The 16617-nt window shown below is 56.1% G+C and carries 14 protein-coding genes; 4 read left to right on the top strand and 10 right to left on the bottom strand.

The window, feature by feature from the left end:
• Positions 1-92: 92 nt before the first annotated feature.
• Positions 93-467 carry a hypothetical protein gene (locus R1T41_RS21930; RefSeq protein WP_317339284.1) on the bottom strand — a complete coding sequence of 125 codons (375 nt, stop codon included), beginning with the start codon at positions 465-467 and terminating at the stop codon, positions 93-95.
• Between the two features lie 362 nt (positions 468-829).
• Between R1T41_RS21930 and R1T41_RS21925 the strand changes: the two genes are divergently transcribed.
• Both R1T41_RS21925 and fdhA read left to right on the top strand, forming a co-directional pair.
• The gene (locus R1T41_RS21925; RefSeq protein WP_317339282.1) at positions 830-1642 is read left to right on the top strand and encodes a hypothetical protein; all 813 of its coding nucleotides are present in this window, start codon (positions 830-832) and stop codon (positions 1640-1642) included.
• Between the two features lie 293 nt (positions 1643-1935).
• A complete protein-coding gene (fdhA, locus tag R1T41_RS21920; RefSeq protein WP_297208138.1) occupies positions 1936-3126 on the top strand; it encodes a formaldehyde dehydrogenase, glutathione-independent in 1191 nt (396 codons plus the stop codon).
• 80 nt (positions 3127-3206) lie between these two features.
• On the opposite strand, the gene R1T41_RS21915 is transcribed toward fdhA, so the two are convergent.
• From R1T41_RS21915 to R1T41_RS21900, 4 genes are all read right to left on the bottom strand, one after another.
• On the bottom strand, positions 3207-5768 hold the full coding sequence (locus R1T41_RS21915) for an FAD-dependent oxidoreductase (protein ID WP_317339279.1): 2562 nt from the start codon (positions 5766-5768) through the stop codon (positions 3207-3209).
• A gap of 63 nt (positions 5769-5831) precedes the next feature.
• Positions 5832-6689 (bottom strand): formyltetrahydrofolate deformylase, encoded by an 858-nt coding sequence (gene purU / locus R1T41_RS21910; RefSeq protein ID WP_007091355.1) that lies wholly within the window; start codon positions 6687-6689, stop codon positions 5832-5834.
• A 37-nt stretch (positions 6690-6726) separates the two neighbouring features.
• Entirely contained in the window at positions 6727-7662 is a 936-nt protein-coding gene (locus R1T41_RS21905; RefSeq protein WP_317339276.1) for an electron transfer flavoprotein subunit alpha/FixB family protein, read from the bottom strand.
• 17 nt (positions 7663-7679) lie between these two features.
• Positions 7680-8429 carry an electron transfer flavoprotein subunit beta/FixA family protein gene (locus R1T41_RS21900; RefSeq protein WP_317339275.1) on the bottom strand — a complete coding sequence of 250 codons (750 nt, stop codon included), beginning with the start codon at positions 8427-8429 and terminating at the stop codon, positions 7680-7682.
• A gap of 184 nt (positions 8430-8613) precedes the next feature.
• Here R1T41_RS21900 and R1T41_RS21895 point away from each other — a divergent pair, with 184 nt between their 5' ends.
• On the top strand, positions 8614-9687 hold the full coding sequence (locus R1T41_RS21895) for a GlxA family transcriptional regulator (RefSeq protein ID WP_317339274.1): 1074 nt from the start codon (positions 8614-8616) through the stop codon (positions 9685-9687).
• Positions 9688-9775: 88 nt separating this feature from the next.
• Here R1T41_RS21895 and R1T41_RS21890 read toward each other — a convergent pair whose 3' ends face one another.
• The 5 genes from R1T41_RS21890 to R1T41_RS21870 form a co-directional block, all read right to left on the bottom strand.
• The gene (locus tag R1T41_RS21890) at positions 9776-11404 is read right to left on the bottom strand and encodes a BCCT family transporter (protein ID WP_037989743.1); all 1629 of its coding nucleotides are present in this window, start codon (positions 11402-11404) and stop codon (positions 9776-9778) included.
• Positions 11405-11558: 154 nt separating this feature from the next.
• Positions 11559-12692, bottom strand: coding sequence for a hybrid-cluster NAD(P)-dependent oxidoreductase (locus R1T41_RS21885; protein ID WP_181850037.1), 1134 nt, complete (start codon positions 12690-12692; stop codon positions 11559-11561).
• Positions 12689-13963, bottom strand: a complete 1275-nt coding sequence (locus R1T41_RS21880) for an aromatic ring-hydroxylating dioxygenase subunit alpha (protein WP_317339271.1) — start codon at positions 13961-13963, stop codon at positions 12689-12691. The genes R1T41_RS21885 and R1T41_RS21880 overlap by 4 nt, the downstream gene beginning before the upstream one ends.
• Positions 13964-14516: 553 nt before the next feature.
• Entirely contained in the window at positions 14517-14990 is a 474-nt protein-coding gene (locus R1T41_RS21875) for a DUF6644 family protein (RefSeq protein WP_317339270.1), read from the bottom strand.
• A gap of 3 nt (positions 14991-14993) precedes the next feature.
• Positions 14994-15383 (bottom strand): DUF6152 family protein, encoded by a 390-nt coding sequence (locus tag R1T41_RS21870; protein ID WP_231858261.1) that lies wholly within the window; start codon positions 15381-15383, stop codon positions 14994-14996.
• Positions 15384-15626: 243 nt separating this feature from the next.
• Between R1T41_RS21870 and R1T41_RS21865 the strand changes: the two genes are divergently transcribed.
• Positions 15627-16604: a 2-dehydro-3-deoxygalactonokinase gene (locus tag R1T41_RS21865; protein WP_317339268.1), complete on the top strand. Its 978-nt coding sequence runs from the start codon at positions 15627-15629 to the stop codon at positions 16602-16604.
• Positions 16605-16617 lie beyond the last annotated feature (13 nt).

The raw sequence follows: 16617 nt of genomic DNA, 5'->3' as shown, positions 1-16617 counted from the left end.
AAACGATCAAACCCCGCCATTGGCGGGGTTTTGTCGTTTTAGTCTTGGGTCAGAATTAGAACCTGTGATCTTCCTGCGTTATGGGCCTGTGCTCATAACTTGAAGGCTGAGGCTGTGAAGAAATCGCTCCAGTGGAGCGATTTTAAGCCGAAGGTTGAGCACGGGCGATAGCCCGCGCGCAGGCTGCGGAGGTTCGACACATCCTCCATCCCATCTGTAATCCGCTCCCCCATGTTTTTCAAAAAAGTTCTTGATTTGTTCTTTTGTTTGTGGCATAAGAGAAAAGTCAACGGGAGAAATGCACCCTGACCAAAACCCGCAAGGCCTTGTGCCTCGCGGGTTTTTGCGTTTTGGGCCGGATGAAAGAGGTGATCAGGATGCAGCGGCAAAGAGACGGACAGAGACAGAGACACGGGCCGTGCGGCGGGGTGCTCCGCAGGATATGGGGCGGCAGATGGCGGAGCCATTACGGCGGGATTCTGTCCAAGGATTAAGGGGACTAACCCGGTCATTTGTCTTGACGGGAGAGGTGCGTCTTGTTGGAGAGGGAGCGTTAAATCTGCCGTGAGCGGCAGCGATGGCAGCAGCGGTCAGCAGTGATCTGTGACCCGTCGATGGTGGGCCAGTGGGGTCGTGCGCCCGAAGTGTGTCCGGGCTTAAGTCGTGGCGGGGAAGTCCGGTTTTGAGTGAAGTAATGGCCATCGGTTTTTCAACCTTCAGGAGCCAGAACGGCAAGCACGGGCATCGATTGTAATTGTAGCCTTCTCACCTTTTTGCCAGAATGTTGGCTGGCGTAATGCAACCTATGGGGTTGTGGTGGGGAAGGTAAATGGCTGACGACATCGAAAAGCCCGAGATGCCAAAGGGTGGGGGCAAGAAAGCAAAAGTAGCCAGAGGCGCGTTACAGGCTGTTGGCGGAGCGGTACCCTTAGTTGGTGGGGTGGTGTCGGCGGTAGCTGGTGCATGGTCGGAACATGAGCAAGAGCAGGTAAATCGCTTCTTTGACCATTGGATAAGGATGCTGCATGACGAGTTAAAAGAAAAAGAGGAAACGATCATCGAGATTATGGCTCGGCTTGATATGCAAGACGAAGAGGTGATCAAACGTGTAGAAAGCCCGCAGTATCAGTCGCTATTGAAGAAGGCATTCCGAGATTGGTCAGGTGCTGAGAGCAACGATAAAAGGATTTTCATTCGGAACATTCTGACAAATGCGGCGCAAACTTCCATCTCAAGTGATGATGTAATCAAAATGTATTTGGATTGGCTGGAAAAGTACTCGTTGATGCATTTTCAAGTGATTGCAGCGATCTATAATCAGCGTGGTATAACACGTGGCGGTATGTGGAGAAGTATCGGGAAAGGATATGTTCGAGAAGACTCTGCGGATGCGGACCTGTTTAAGCTATTAATTCGAGACTTAAGCACGGGCGGTATAATTCGACAACACCGCGAAACCGACTACAACGGTAATTCCATAGCTAAAAGGCCTCAACGAAGATCAAAGGGAAGTGGCCCCAGGCCTGCTGTTTCTGCGTTTGATGATGTTGAAGAATATGAGCTTACAGACCTCGGCAAACAGTTTGTTCACTACGCGATGACAGAGCAAACAGTTAAGATTGAATTTGATCAAAGTGACTGACGCCAACTGTGTCGATCTTCGTCGCTGACTTGATGCCTGCCATGTGGTGCTCGGATTAGGGTAAGGGAAATTGATCAAAATCGTCAGTCCGGGCCGCGCCACCACATCCTCCCATGCGCAATGGTACTCTCCATTCGTCGTATTCGTTCAGTCCATATCCTCCGGGTTTTGCTAGTCTTCGTGATTGCAATCATAGGATGGTTTTTGTCCTCCGTTTTCCGGGCAGGAGCCTGCTGATTGGAATGGAAGGTCGGGAAGTAATTCCGGCTTCATATAATCGGAGGAGGAAGCAGATGAGCAGCAACAGAGGTGTGGTGTATGTCGGGCCCGGCAAGGTCGAGGTCAGGAATATTGCCGATCCGGTGATGGCATCGCCCAATGGCCGGAAGCTTGACCATGCCGTCATTCTGAAAGTGATCAGTACCAACATTTGCGGATCGGACCAGCATATGGTGCGCGGCCGCACGACCGCGGAGCCGGGGCTGGTTCTGGGGCATGAAATCACCGGCGAGATCATCGAGAAGGGTAGCGACGTCGAGCAGCTTGAGATCGGCGATATCGTATCGGTCCCGTTCAATGTTGCTTGCGGGCGGTGCCGGTGCTGCAAATCGCAGGATACCGGTGTGTGCCTGACGGTGAACCCGGCGCGGGCCGGGGGTGCCTATGGTTATGTCGATATGGGTGGCTGGATCGGCGGGCAGGCGCGTTATGTCATGGTGCCCTATGCCGATTTCAACCTTCTGAAATTCCCCGACCGTGAACAGGCGATGGATAAAATCCGTGACCTGACGATGCTGTCCGACATTCTGCCGACCGGGTTCCACGGTGCGGTGCAGGCCGGTGTTGGTGTCGGGTCCATCGTTTATGTTGCCGGTGCCGGGCCGGTCGGGATGGCGGCGGCTGCATCGGCGCGTATCCTGGGGGCCGCCGTCGTGATGGTCGGTGATTTCAACAAGGAACGTCTGGCACATGCATCAAAGATGGGCTTTGAGGCGGTCGATCTGTCGCAAAGTGATCGTCTGGGCGAAATGATTGCCGAGATCACTGGAAGCCCGGAAGTGGACAGCGCCATTGATGCGGTCGGGTTTGAAGCCCGCGGGCATACGGGCGGCGAGCAGCCGGCGATTGTCCTGAACCAGATGATGGAGATCACGCGGGCTGCCGGTTCCATCGGCATTCCGGGGCTTTATGTGACCGAAGATCCCGGTGCGGTTGATGATGCGGCCAAGCAGGGCAGTCTGTCGCTTCGGTTCGGGTTGGGCTGGGCCAAGGCGCAGTCGTTCCATACCGGGCAGACGCCGGTGATCAAATATAACCGTCAACTGATGCAGGCGATCCTGCATGATCGCCTGAAGATTGCCGATATCGTCAATGCGCAGGTGATCTCGCTTGATGATGCGGCGAAGGGCTATGAGAGCTTTGATCAGGGGGCGGCCAAGAAATTCGTGCTTGATCCGCATGATGTTCTGGCGAAGGCCAGCTAGTCGCGAGGTTTGATTGAAGTTGAAACGAAAAACGGGAGCCAGCATTGGCTCCCGTTCTTTTTTATCCGCGGTGTGGGGCGTTAGCTGCGCGGTTTGAGGTTTTCCGGATCGTAAAGCGGCTTGTAGCCGATGCCGACGACCTCGACCGGGTAAATCTCGTCAAAATACGACACGGTCAGTTTGCGGCCTTCCTGGCAGTAATCCCACGGCAGATAGGCGAGTGCGATGTTTTTGCCGATGCTGGGGCCGAATGCGATGGAGGTCGTGTAGGAGCGACGACCCTGTTCATCAATCAGGGTTTTGCCGGTGTCCGGGTCCATGACCGGCAGATTGCCGACCGGATAGCGCGCCACCCCGTTGGCATCCACATTGTCGGTCATGACAAGGGTGCAGAGCATGGCCGGTTGATGGTCGCGTTCGCGATATTCGACATGCTTTGCCTTGCCACGGAAATCGGCCTCTTTGACTTTTGGCCGGGCAAGGGCGGCTTCGATCAGGTTATATTGCGTGTGCAGGTCGGCGTTTTGCAGGCGCAGTGATTTTTCCAGACGGCGCGAGTTGGCATAGGTTTCAACACCCACGGCCATCACCCCAATGCCGCGCAGCGCATCCCAGACGGCAAGACCGTCTTCGTAGCGCATATGGAGTTCCCACCCCTGTTCCCCGACATAGGAAATACGGAACGCGGTGACGGTTTTACCCGCAATGCTGATCTGGCGGATGGCGGCAAACGGGAAGTTTTCGATATCGAGCTCGTCAGGGTCTGCGACAACCTTTTTAAGGTTTTCACGGGCGTTCGGGCCCCAGATGCCGATGGTTGTGAATTTTTCGGTGACGTCGGTGATGGTGACGTCCCAACCCTTATCCTGTGCCATGCGGCGCATATAGATCAGGTCACGCGGGCCGGCATCCGCCCCATTGACCAGACGGCAGCGGTCCGCCATGCGGAAAACGGTGAAGTCGGCACGCACCATGCCCTCGTCATCGAGCATGTGGGTATAGATACCCTTGCCGATATTGGCATCCCCGCCGATTTTGGCGGCACAGAGCCATTCCATCAGTTCGACATGATCGGGGCCTTCGATATCGGTCATGTGGAAGTGCGACAGGTTGATGATGCCGCAATCGTCACTCATCGCGAGCTGTTCGGCGTTGGAAACGCGCCAGAAATGGCGGGTATCCCATTCATTTTCGCGCACCGGCACCCGGTCGGCGTATTTTTCAAGCAGATGTTCGTTGGCGGCATAACCGTGCGCGCGTTCCCAACCACCCAGTTCCATGAAATAGCCGCCAAGTTCGACTTCGCGTTCATAGAAGGGGGAGCGGCGGATGCCGCGGGCTTTTGAAAATGGCTCGCGCGGGTGGACGGGCGGGTTATAGATCTTTTTCGCGGTTTCCCAGCAGCGGTCGTAAATGTATTTCTCGTCAAGCTGGAATTCATTGAAGCGGGCGAAATCAATCGCATGGTGATCGACATGGGTGCGGCCATGGGTCATCCAGTCGGCAATCAGTTTGCCCATGCCGGGCCCGTCCTTGATCCAGATGCCGACCGCATACCAAAGACCACGCAGCTTCTGGCTTTCGCCCATCGACGGGCCGCCATCGGCCGAGGTTTGCAGAAGGCCGTTGAAGGAGTGGCTTTCGTTAAAGCCAAGTTCGGTCAGGATCGGTGTCAGTTCCATGGCGCGTTCAAGCGGTTCGATGACGTCTTCGAGTTCAAGGTCGCGCTGGGACGGGGACAGGCGTGCCTGATCCTTTTCAAGGATTTCGCGCGGATGGACCAGACGCGGGTTTTCTTCGTAGTAATAGCCCCATTCGATCTGGCCGCCCTCGGTGCTTTTGGGATCGCCGGTATCGCGCATATAGGCGGAATTGCCCTGATCGCGCAGAAGCGGCATGCCGATTTCAACACCGGTTCCGGCAAATTCGTTATACGGCCCAAAGAAGGTCAGCGGATGGTCAACCGGCATCACCGGCAGGTCTTCGCCCGCCATTTCAGCAATCAGACGGCCCCAAAGACCGGCACAGACGACAACATAATCGGCATGGATCGTGCCGCGTTCGGTTTTGACCCCGGTGATGCGGCCATTTTCGGTGATCAGTTCAAGGGCGGAGGTGTTGGCAAAGATTTTGAGTTTGTTGCTTGCGACACCCTGATCGATCAGCTTTCCGGCCACGGTTTGCGAGCGCGGGATGACAAGGCCGGCATCCGGGTCCCACATGGCCCCCTGAATCTGGTCTTCTTCGAGGAGGGGGAATTTTTCCTTGGCCTCGGACGCGCTGATGATTTTGACGTTGGTGCCAAACGCCTTGCCGGAATCAACGCGGCGTTTGAGTTCCGCCATGCGGGCATCATCGCCGACGCGGGCAACCTCGATCCCGCCGATGCGGGCGTAATGGCCCATCTTTTCGTAGAAATCGATGGAATACATCGTCGTCCAGCAGGACAGCAGATCGTGGCTTGTCGCAAAGCAGAAATCGGACGCATGCGCGGTCGAGCCGATATCGGTCGGGATGCCCGATTTGTCGATGCCGACAATATCGTCCCAGCCATTTTCGATCAGATGGTGCGATACCGATGCACCGACAATACCGCCGACGCCGACGATAACGACTTTTGCCCTGTTCGGAAATGCGGCCATTTCTCTCTTTCCTTCTTATTGCGATGGTTATCTGGTGTCGGCGGAGGCGGAATTTTGGCGGTATTACTGGGTGAAGACCACGGTACGGTTTTTGTTCAGCATCACGCGGCCTTCGAGGTGATATTTGACGCCACGGGCCAGAACGCGGGCTTCGATATCGCGCCCGGTGGCGACGAAATCATCGGCCGACATGGCGTGGCTGACGCGTTCGGTTTCCTGTTCGATGATCGGGCCTTCGTCGAGGTCCGGCGTGACATAGTGCGCGGTTGCCCCGATCAGTTTCACCCCGCGTTCATAAGCCTGATGATAGGGTTTAGCACCCTTGAAGGACGGCAGGAACGAGTGGTGAATATTGATGATCATGCCATAAAACTGGCTTGAAAGATCGTTGGTCAGCACCTGCATATAGCGGGCAAGGACGACCAGTTCGGATTTGGTTTCCTTGATCAGATCGGCAAGTTTGGCTTCCTGTTCGATCTTGTTTTCCTTGTTCACCGGCCAGTAATGGAAGGGGATGCCTTCCTGATCGGCGATTTTGCGCGCATCTTCGTGGTTCGAGACGATGGCGGCGACTTCGGCATCGAGCCAGCCGACCTTGATCTGATAAAGCAGATGCAGCATCGCGTGATCGAATTTGGAGACCATGATGATGATCTTGGGACGGCGGGACAGATCATCGATCTTGAGCTTCATATTGAAGCGGTCAACCGCCGGGTTCAGCATCAGTTCGATTTCGGCCTTGCTGACATTTTCCGGTGTGCTGGTGGCGATGCGCAAAAAGAACTGGTTGGTTTGACGGTCCCAGAACTGGTTGGATTCAATGATATTGGCCCCGCGCGATGCCAGGGCAGAGGCGACGGTTGCGACAATGCCCGGCTGGTCGTCACAGGCGATACGCAGGGTATAGGAATGTTCGCTCACTGGATGTGCTCCGTTTCAAAGGGATGTGACGTTCGTGTCAGAGCTGACGCTCCAGTTCGGGAAGAATGTCGAACAGATCACCCACAATGCCATAATCCGCGACCTGGAAGATCGGTGCATCTTCGTCGGTATTGATCGCAACGATGATTTTGGAATCCTTCATGCCCGCAAGGTGCTGAATGGCGCCCGAAATGCCACATGCGATGTAAAGATCGGGGGCGACCACCTTGCCGGTCTGGCCGACCTGCAAATCATTCGATGCATATCCGGCATCAACGGCGGCACGCGATGCGCCGATGGCAGCACCGAGTTTATCGGCAACCGGTGTCATGACTTCCTGGAACCTTTCGGCGGAACCAAGGGCGCGGCCGCCCGATACGATGATCTTGGCGGAGCCGAGTTCCGGGCGATCATTTTTCGACAGGATGTTTTCAAGGAAGGTCGAAAGACCGGTGCCGTCTGATCCGGCATCGATGGTCTGGATCGGGGCCGGGGCGTTATCGCCACTGGCGGCGGCAAAGCTTGTGGTGCGGATCGTCAGGATTTTTGTCGCATCGGTCGTCTGCACGGTTTCAATCGCATTGCCAGCATAGATCGGGCGTTTGAACGTATCGGGTGATACGACTTCGACCACGTCGGAAACCTGCATGACATCGAGAAGGGCCGCCACGCGGGGCAGCACGTTTTTGCCCGTGGTGGTGGCCGGAGCGAGGATGGTGTCGTAATCGCCTGAAAGATTGACGATCAGGGCGGCGGTCGGTTCGGCGAGGCGGTTTTCAAGGGTGTCGCTTTCGGCAAGCAGCACATTGCGAATACCCGAAAGTTTTGCCGCCGCATCGGCGACGGAAGAAGCATTTTTTCCGGCGACCAGAATGTCGATATCGCCACCGATCAGGGATGCGGCGCTGAGTGCCTTGGCGGTCTGATCGGACAGGGATTGATTATCGTGTTCTGCAAAAAGAAGAATGGCCATTTTTATCTCCGCCCGGTTTAGATGACGCCTGCTTCGGATTTGAGCTTTTCGATCAGATCGGTCACGCCCGCGACCCTGATCCCGGCCTTGCGACCAGCGGGTTCTTCGACCTTGATCAGGCGCAGACGCGGGGAAACGGTAACGCCGAAATCATCGGGCGTTCTGGTTTCGAGCGGCTTTTTCTTGGCCTTCATGATGTTGGGAAGCGACGCATAGCGCGGTTCGTTCAGGCGAAGATCGGCAGTCACAATGGCAGGCAGGGTGACTTCGATGGCCTGCAGGCCGCCATCGACTTCGCGGGTGACCTTGGCGGTGGCATCACCAAGGTCAAGTTCGGAGGCAAAGGTTGCCTGCGACCAGCCGAGCAGGGCGGAAAGCATCTGGCCGGTCTGATTGGCATCATCGTCAATCGCCTGTTTGCCAAGAATGACGAGGTTTGGATTTTCAGCCGCGACAACGCCTTTGAGCAGTTTTGCGACAGATAGCGGTTCGATGGGGCCATCGACCGTGATCAGGATGGCGCGATCCGCCCCCATGGCAAGGGCGGTGCGCAGGGTTTCCTGTGCCTGTGCCGGGCCGATGGAAACGGCGACGACTTCGTTCGCCTTGCCGGCTTCTTTCAGGCGCACGGCTTCTTCGACGGCAATTTCGTCGAACGGGTTCATCGACATTTTGACATTGGCAAGATCAACGCCAGTGCCGTCTGCCTTGACGCGGATTTTGACGTTGTAATCGACAACCCGCTTTACAGGTACGAGAACCTTCATCTTCGTCCTTCCTGATAAAATCACGGTTTGGGGATTTCATCCTTTCGCCGCAAAAACGCATTATTGGTATTGTTAAAAAATAGCTTGGTGAATTTTTGCGCCGGAAAATAGAATGTTTGCGTCAAAGCGGGATTATCGCTACGACAAAGACAGCAACCTTGTCTGCATCGGAGGGTCTAGGGCCATGTATTCCGGATCTCAGAACGCTAATGCGGGGCGTCTTGCGAACGTCACTGGTGCGGGCAAATCGGGCCACGAAAAGCCGCGTCTGTCGGTCGGGTTCATTCTGGCGAAGCGGTTTACGCTGTGTGCCTTTGCCAATTTTGTCGATGTGCTGCGACTGGCGGCGGATGAAGGGGATCGCAGCCGACCGATCCTGTGCAACTGGACGGTTGTTTCCGACACCATGGACCCGGTGCCGTCCAGCAGCGGCATTATCGTTCAGCCCAAGGAACGGCTGGGCGACCCAAGGCGGTTCAATTATATCGTCGTGGTCGGCGGGCTTATGGAAGAAACGCCCAATCTTGGTTCGGCCTATCACAAGTTTTTGCACGAGGCGGCGGAGGCCGGTATTCCGCTTGTCGGGATATGCACAGGCGCGTTCCTGTTGCATCGGGCGGGGTTGCTTGACGGGTATCGCTGTTGCGTTAGCTGGTTCCATCATTCCGATTTCATCGAACAGTTCGAAGGACTTGATCCGGTTGCCGATCAGATTTTTGTCGTCGACCGGGATCGGCTGACCTGTTCGGGCGGGGTCAGTTCGGCGCATCTGGCGGCCTATCTGGTGGACAAGCATGTCGGGCGCGCGCAGGCCAGCAAAAGCCTGCATATCATGATCATTGATGATGCATTGCAGGCGGAAAAACCGCAGCCGGGTATTCCGCTTGACCTCAAGACGCAGGACCCGATCGTGCAGCGGGCTTTGCTGATCATGCAGCAGAATATCGACACGCCAATTTCGGTGCAGGAAATTGCGCGCCGGATGGGTAACAGCAAACGCCAGATTGAACGCCATTTCAGGCTTTCGCTTGATACATCGCCACAGGTGGCGTTCCTGAATATCCGGCTTGATATGGCCCATCACCTGATGGAGAAAAGCCAGAAATCGGTGGCACAGGTGGCGGTGGATTGCGGATTTTGTGATTCTTCGCATCTCAGCCGGATGTTCCGGCGGCGCTATGGCTGCACGCCACAGGAATTGCGTCGCCCGGTATCCGATGCGGTATCTGATCCGGTGCCTGTTCTGGAAGAGGCGTAACTTTCGCCTTCATATCGAAGTTAACATGAAAACGCCGCCCGGAAGATGATCCCTCCGGGCGGCGTTTTTCAGTGATCAAAGACCGTGATCAGCGCGGTTCGCTGGCAAGTCCGCGCCAGATGGCAACGCACATCACAAGCAGAACAATCGTAAACGGCAATCCTGTTGAAATCACCATCGATTGCAGTGATTTCAACCCACCCGCCGAGAGCAGCAGGACGATTGCGACCAGACCTTCGAACACGCACCAGAAGACGCGTTGCGGCATTGGTGCATCGACCTTGCCACCGGCTGCAATCGTATCAATGACCAGCGACCCGGAATCCGAGGACGTGACAAAGAAAACAATCACAAGCACGATCCCGATGAAGGACGTGATCGATGCCAGCGGGAGTGCATCAAGCATGGTGAAAAGCTGCACCGGAAGGTCGGCTTCCTGAACGGCGGTATAGCCGTCACGAACGACCTGGCTGATGGCGGAGCCGCCAAAGATCGACATCCACAGAACGCAGACCAGTGACGGGATCAGCAGAACACTGATGATGAATTCACGCACGGTACGGCCACGGCTGACACGGGCGATGAACATGCCGACAAACGGTGACCAGGAAATCCACCATGCCCAGTAGAACGAGGTCCAGCCCTGCATGAAGTTGACATCGTCACGACCGACCGGGCTTGAAAGTGCCGGAAGGTATTGAAGATACGCACCAAGGAAGTCAAAGACATCGGTCACCAGAAGCAGGGTCGGCCCCGCGACAAGCACGAACAGGAACAGCAGGAAGGCGATCCCCATATTGATTTCCGAGAGCAGCTTCACCCCGGCTTCGAGGCCGCGAACGACCGAGAACAGGGCGATGGAGGTGATGCCGACAATCAGGATCACCTGCCAGGTGGTGTCGATGGGCATTCCGAACAGCTTGTTAAAGCCGGAGTTTGCCTGAACCGCACCAAGACCAAGCGAGGTGGCAAGACCGAAAAGGGTCGCAAAAACAGCAAGAATATCAATGATATGCCCCGGCCATCCCCAGACGCGTTCACCGAAGATCGGATAGAAGGCGGAACGGATGGTCAGCGGCAGACCCTTGTTATAGCTAAACAGGGCAAGGCTAAGGGCCACGATGGCATAAATCGCCCAAGGGTGAAGGGCCCAGTGGAAGATCGAGGCCGCCATACCCAGACGAATGGCTTCTTCCTGCGTGGCCGCCGCACCAAGTGGTGCCCAGTCGGTCCGAATGCCATCGGCCCCCACGGCAGTCCCGCCCAGAGAAGACGAGAAATGGCTTAGCGGTTCCGAGACCCCATAGAACATAAGCCCGATACCCATGCCAGCCGCAAACAGCATGGAGAACCAGCTTAGATAGCTGAAATCGGGTGTTGCATCCCGTCCACCAAGCCGGACCTTGCCATAGGGGCTGACGACGACGACAAGGCAGAGGATTACGAAAATGTCGGCGGCACCGATGAAGAACCAGTCGAAGCCCTGTGTGACTTCGGAGAACAGCAGGCTGAAAACAGAGTTCGCCTGATCTGGCATCAGCAGTGTGTAGGCAACGAACGCGATAACGGTCAGGGCGGAGACGGCAAAGACGGGGTTATGGATATCGAACCCGATGGGGCCCAGTTTGCCTTCGATATTGTCCTGACCAATATTGTAGTCTGTATCTATTTGGCCTTCTGGCGGCGTTTCTTCCGCCGCTGTTTTTACGTCACTCATGAAGCATTCTCCTGTTATGAACCTGCGAAAAAATTCCGTCAGGAGAGATCCTTTTGCTGGACCCTTCTTGTGATTTTGAATCAAAGGTGCCACGCACGCCAAAAGGCGAGCTCGTTCAGAACTGTCTTAACGTGCGGGGCGTAAGGCAGAGGTCTTAGAGTTCGACCTCGATGTCCGACAAAGGTGTCGAACAACAAATCAGGACTTTTCCCTGATCTATTTCGCGCTGGCGGATGCCGCCACCGTGTTGCATATCGACTTCACCGGAAATCAGTTTTGACTTACAGGTGCCGCAGATGCCGCGCTGGCAGGAGGACATTGGCAATATCCCCGCTTCGCGGGCTGCTGACAGCACCGTCATGCCCGGACCACATTCGACAACATGGCCGGTTTTGGTGAAGCTCACCCGGAAAGTCTGGCCGCTTATTTCCGGGGCCGCGACAGGCTCTTCAAAGGTTCCGGCGGTTTCCGCGCCGAAGTCGAAGCTTTCCTCGTAATATTTCTCCATGTCGAAACCGGTATCGCGCAGCATATTGCGGACACCTTCCATGAAGGGGGCAGGACCGCAGCAAAACACCTTGCGGTCCTTGAAATCGGGCAGCATGAGCGACAGCATCTGGATGTTGAAGCGGCCGGTATAGCCGCTCCAGCTATGATGGGCGGCGGCCGTACTGCAGGTGAAGGCAAGTTTCAGGCCCGGGTTCTGGGCCGCGAGAAGCGAGAGTTCATCGCGGAAAATGATGTCGGCCGGGGTGCGTGCGGCGTGGATGAAACACAGATCCGACGGTTCGGACAGATCGCAGGCCGTGCGGGTCATCGACATCATCGGGGTGATGCCGCTGCCAGCGGAAATGAACAGAAGCTTTTCCTCGCCGGTGGCGTCGGTGGTGAATTCACCGAACGGGCCGGAAACATTCACCTCCTTGCCCGGCAGCATATAATCATGCAGCCAGTTCGAACCGGGGCCACCCGGTACGCGTTTGACCGTGATTTCGATCCGGTAGGGGCGGGCGGCCGATCCCGAAATCGTGTAACTGCGCGTGACCATGCCTTCGACAGGCAATTCAAACGTCATGTACTGGCCCGGATAGAAGCGAAACGCGCGCGGTTCGCGGGCCGAAAAGACGAATGTCTTTACGTCATGGGTTTCCTGCCGTACCTGCCGACAGACCAGAACGTCATCCTGTTCCGGGTCCCAAAGCGGGATGCGGGTGGCCTCGGTAAAGTTTTCATCGTCCCCGGACGGGGCGGCTTGGCCGGTTGCCGGTGGATTGGTCTGCGTCATCATTTGGTGGCCGCCCCGGATTTGTCTTTGGCCAGATGCTGTTTCATCCGTGCGATATACCAGTCACAGAAGGCTTCGACATGCGGTTCGGTAAAGCTTGAATAGGGGCCGGGTTCGTAGGATGGCTGTTCACTGCCAAGCTGGGCAAGACGGACCAGATCGGCGTCCTGCTGGTTTGTCATTTTCCAGACCTGGGTCAGGTTATCGAGATTGTAGTCTTCGCCTTCGATGGCATCCTTGTGGACCAGCCAGGTTGTGCGCACCAGCGTGCGGTCGGCTGACAGCGGCAGGACCGAGAAGGTGACGATATGGTCACTCATGAAATGGTGCCATGAATTCGGATGCGTCCAGAAGCTGAGCCCGCCAAGCTTCGGATCGGTGAATTTGCCAAGCAGCTTTTTGGAGGCGACCTTGGTATCGAGCGTCTGGGATTCTCCTTCCCACATCAGGGGCAGGCGCATGGTGCGGAAGCCGGTGATATCGGAAAGGTGATCTTCTTCTGCGGATGGCAGGCCGCAGGATTCCCAGCGTTTATGGTCGTTTTCAACCGCGTTGGTATATTTCTTGACGTCTTCGGACCGGCGTTCGTCCATTTCATCGGGGGAGAAGCCAAAACCGAATTCGGAAAGCGGTACGGTCAATTGCGGATGGTTGGCTTCGCAGTGATAGCATTCGCGGTTGTTTTCCATCGTCAGCTTCCAATTGCCTTCCTCGATCAGGTCGGAGGTGAAGGCAACCTTGCAATTGGCGATGTCGTGCGGCGCGATATAGGGCGTCATCACGCGGGCCATTTCATCGATATCTTTGGGCGCTTCATCGGCAAGGCAGATGAAAATCAGCCCGGCGATGGAACGGATATGGACGGCCTTTAGCCCGTGACAGCTTTTATCGAAGCCAGCACCCATATGTTCGGCCAGAATCAGGTCGCCGTCTTCGTTATAGGTCCAGCCGTGATAGCGGCAGACGATATTGCCGATGGTGGTGGCCCGTTCGTCAATCAGCTTTGCCCCGCGGTGGCGGCACACATTGTGAAAGGCGCGGATTTCCATATCGTCGCCGCGCAGAAGCAGGATGGAGGCGCGGCCAACCTCGACCGTGATGCAATCACCGGGTTCGGGCAGTTCCGGCTCGACCGCAACGAAAATCCAGTGCTGATTGAAGATCGCCTCGACATCAAGCTTGAGGATTTCCGGGGCGTTATAAAATGGCGCTTCGAGGCTTTTGCCTTTTTCGCGGCGCGACACGAGATCTTGTATGTCAGAAGAAAAGCGCATGATCAGATACCTCGGCGTCTAAGCGGTACCACGAAGAGAGGACTTTGTCGGTCCTTGCGGAATTATAGGATGATGGACCTCTGTCGGGTGCAAGGAAACAAGATGCTGCGACTTTCATCGGGCTTCTTGCGCGATTGCCAGCCGGTTTCGGGCTTTGGTCACGGAAGCAGCCGGAGGAAAGAAAATCGCATGGCATTCGGTCCCGTCGGCACATCCCGGCATAACCCGCACTGTCCATTACAGGGGGGGTGATACGGGCAAGACAGGTCCCTGTATGAGGGTTGCCAGTCTCGTGCATGGCACGGGCTATCAATTGCACCCAAAGTCTCCCTCTTTTCATGCGGCAGGTAACCTGCTCTTCATTCGCCCTTGATCGACAACGAGCGATTAAAAAGATTTCAAAATCTATTGCGAATTGGAAGGCAGTTGGCAGGAACCTTGAGGCAATCACACAGTAAAATTGCGACGCAGGACTGTAACATTGGCAAAGAGCTTCGTATGAAGGGCCCAACCGGCCAGGGTAGCATGCCCAAGGGGTCGTGCAGCCCGATCGTCAGAGAAACCCGATCCATCGCCCCGCGAGAAGGGCGGAGGGCCAGATCAGCAGCGATAATGCGGCCATGATACGGGTTGGGCGCGTTATCCTGCCGGTCGTGATGGCATGGCGCCAGCCAGGTGCGACATGCTGTATTACGATGGTGGCGATACCCAGTGCGACAAGCAGCATCTTCCATCGGAAAGCCGTGTTGTCGAGATACTCGACCGCGTTGACCGACCAGAGTGCCGGACCGGTCAGAAGAACAAGCAAAAAACCGCATCCTGCCGCACGCGACAGGAACGGTCCGATTACCCGGATATCGGGCCTGCGAATGATCCCGACAAGTCGCAAATCCAGCGGAACGATTGCACCGATCAGCAATGAAAGCCCGAGAATATGCGCGGCATTGACCAGCATATAAAGCGGCCCCGGGCTACGTAATGCGGTGGCAAGGGTGCTTGCCTCCAGCCAGGTCGCAAGTTCCTGCAAACGTCAGTTTCCCTGAATGCGTTCGGGATACAGATCGTAATTCTGGCCGTCGATGATGATGCGGACGGCTTTCATATGTGCTTCTGCCGGGTCCTTGTTCCGGTTTCCGATCACGGTAATCGCATCACCGGGCTGCGCAGTGTCGCCGGTGAAGCCTGATCGTGCTGTCTGATTGGGGTTTCCCAGATCAACCTGCCAGACTGTGCCTTCGGCGTCGGTGACTGTCAGCGAGGGATGGGGCGGGTTCATCGAAATGCTTTCGATTGTGCCTTCAAGGGTCATCTGGGTGCTTTCGGCCCATGACCAGCCGTGATGGGCGAAGGCGGGCAGGGACGGGGTGATCAGTATGACCGTCACGGCAAGCATGAAAGCCTTGCAGATACGAGTGGGCATGTTTCTGTATCTCCTGTCTGGATTGAGCATATGCAGGCCCCTCAAACCCGGAGAGAATGACATAATTTTCTCTCCTTATGATTTCACAAGCGTGTGAGACTTCAATTCCTGCGCAACCGATGGTGAGATAGGTGCGGTGGATTTCCTGTTACCCTCTCGGGGATTGATCCGGATGACGATTGACCGGGTTCTGTTCAAATTGTATGAGGATATAACGCCGATAACAATAATATGAGGATCAATGTGGCCGTATCTCCGTCTTTGCATTCCCCGTCATCGCAGTCTGCACATCCGGCATGGATTGCGGTGGATTGGGGGACGTCGAACGTTCGCGCATGGGCGATGGATGATGGCAACAGCATCCTTGATCAGGCTTCAAGCCCGCTTGGCATGAATGCTATTGCCGCCGATGATGCGCTTAGTTTCGAGGGTGTGTTGATTGGCCTGATTGATCGGTGGTTGCCGCGTGATGCGACTGTGCGGGTCCAGGTTGTTATCTGCGGCATGGCCGGGGCAAAGCAGGGATGGCTTGAAGCGCCTTATTGTTCCGTGCCGGTGCGCCCCGAAGAACTGGCATCGGGGGCTGTTCGGCCCGATATTTCCGATCCGCGGATCGATGTTGCGATCTTGCCGGGCCTTAAACAGATTGATGATCCCGATGTGATGCGCGGCGAGGAAACCCAGCTTGTCGGGTTCATGGCGGCCCACCCGGCATTTGATGGCTGGGTCTGTTTGCCCGGCACCCATTCGAAATGGGCGCGGGTTTCCGGCGGTGCGATCCGCGGATTTAAAACCTATATGACGGGCGAGGTCTTTGCCCTGCTGTCAAAGCAATCGATCCTGCGGCATTCGATGGATGACCGGTGGGATGATGCCGTGTTCGAGCAAACCGTGCGCGAGGCGGCAAGTGCGCCAAGCGGCTTCCTGCACAGGTTATTTACCGTGCGTGCCGGCGGATTGGTCGGCAATGCCGATGCCGCAAGCCAGCCGGGGGCTTCCGTCCTTTCCGGTGCGGTCATCGGATCGGAAATTGCCGATGTGGTTCGTGACCTTGGCAGGGATAGCCAGATTGCCCAGATTGCATTGATCGGCGATGGCAAACTGGCGGGACTATATCGCAAGGCACTGGCCGCCCATGGGTTTGATGCCGATGCGGTGGATGGCGAGGCGATCACGATCGCTGGTCTGGCAAATGCCTATCGCGTAATAAACATATCGTAACAGTATCTTTTTT

This window comes from Thalassospira lucentensis, from assembly GCF_032921865.1.
In the GTDB taxonomy this organism is placed as follows: domain Bacteria; phylum Pseudomonadota; class Alphaproteobacteria; order Rhodospirillales; family Thalassospiraceae; genus Thalassospira; species Thalassospira lucentensis_A.
Note: the sequence above shows the minus strand (reverse complement) of the source record. Positions and strands in the feature narration are given on the sequence as shown.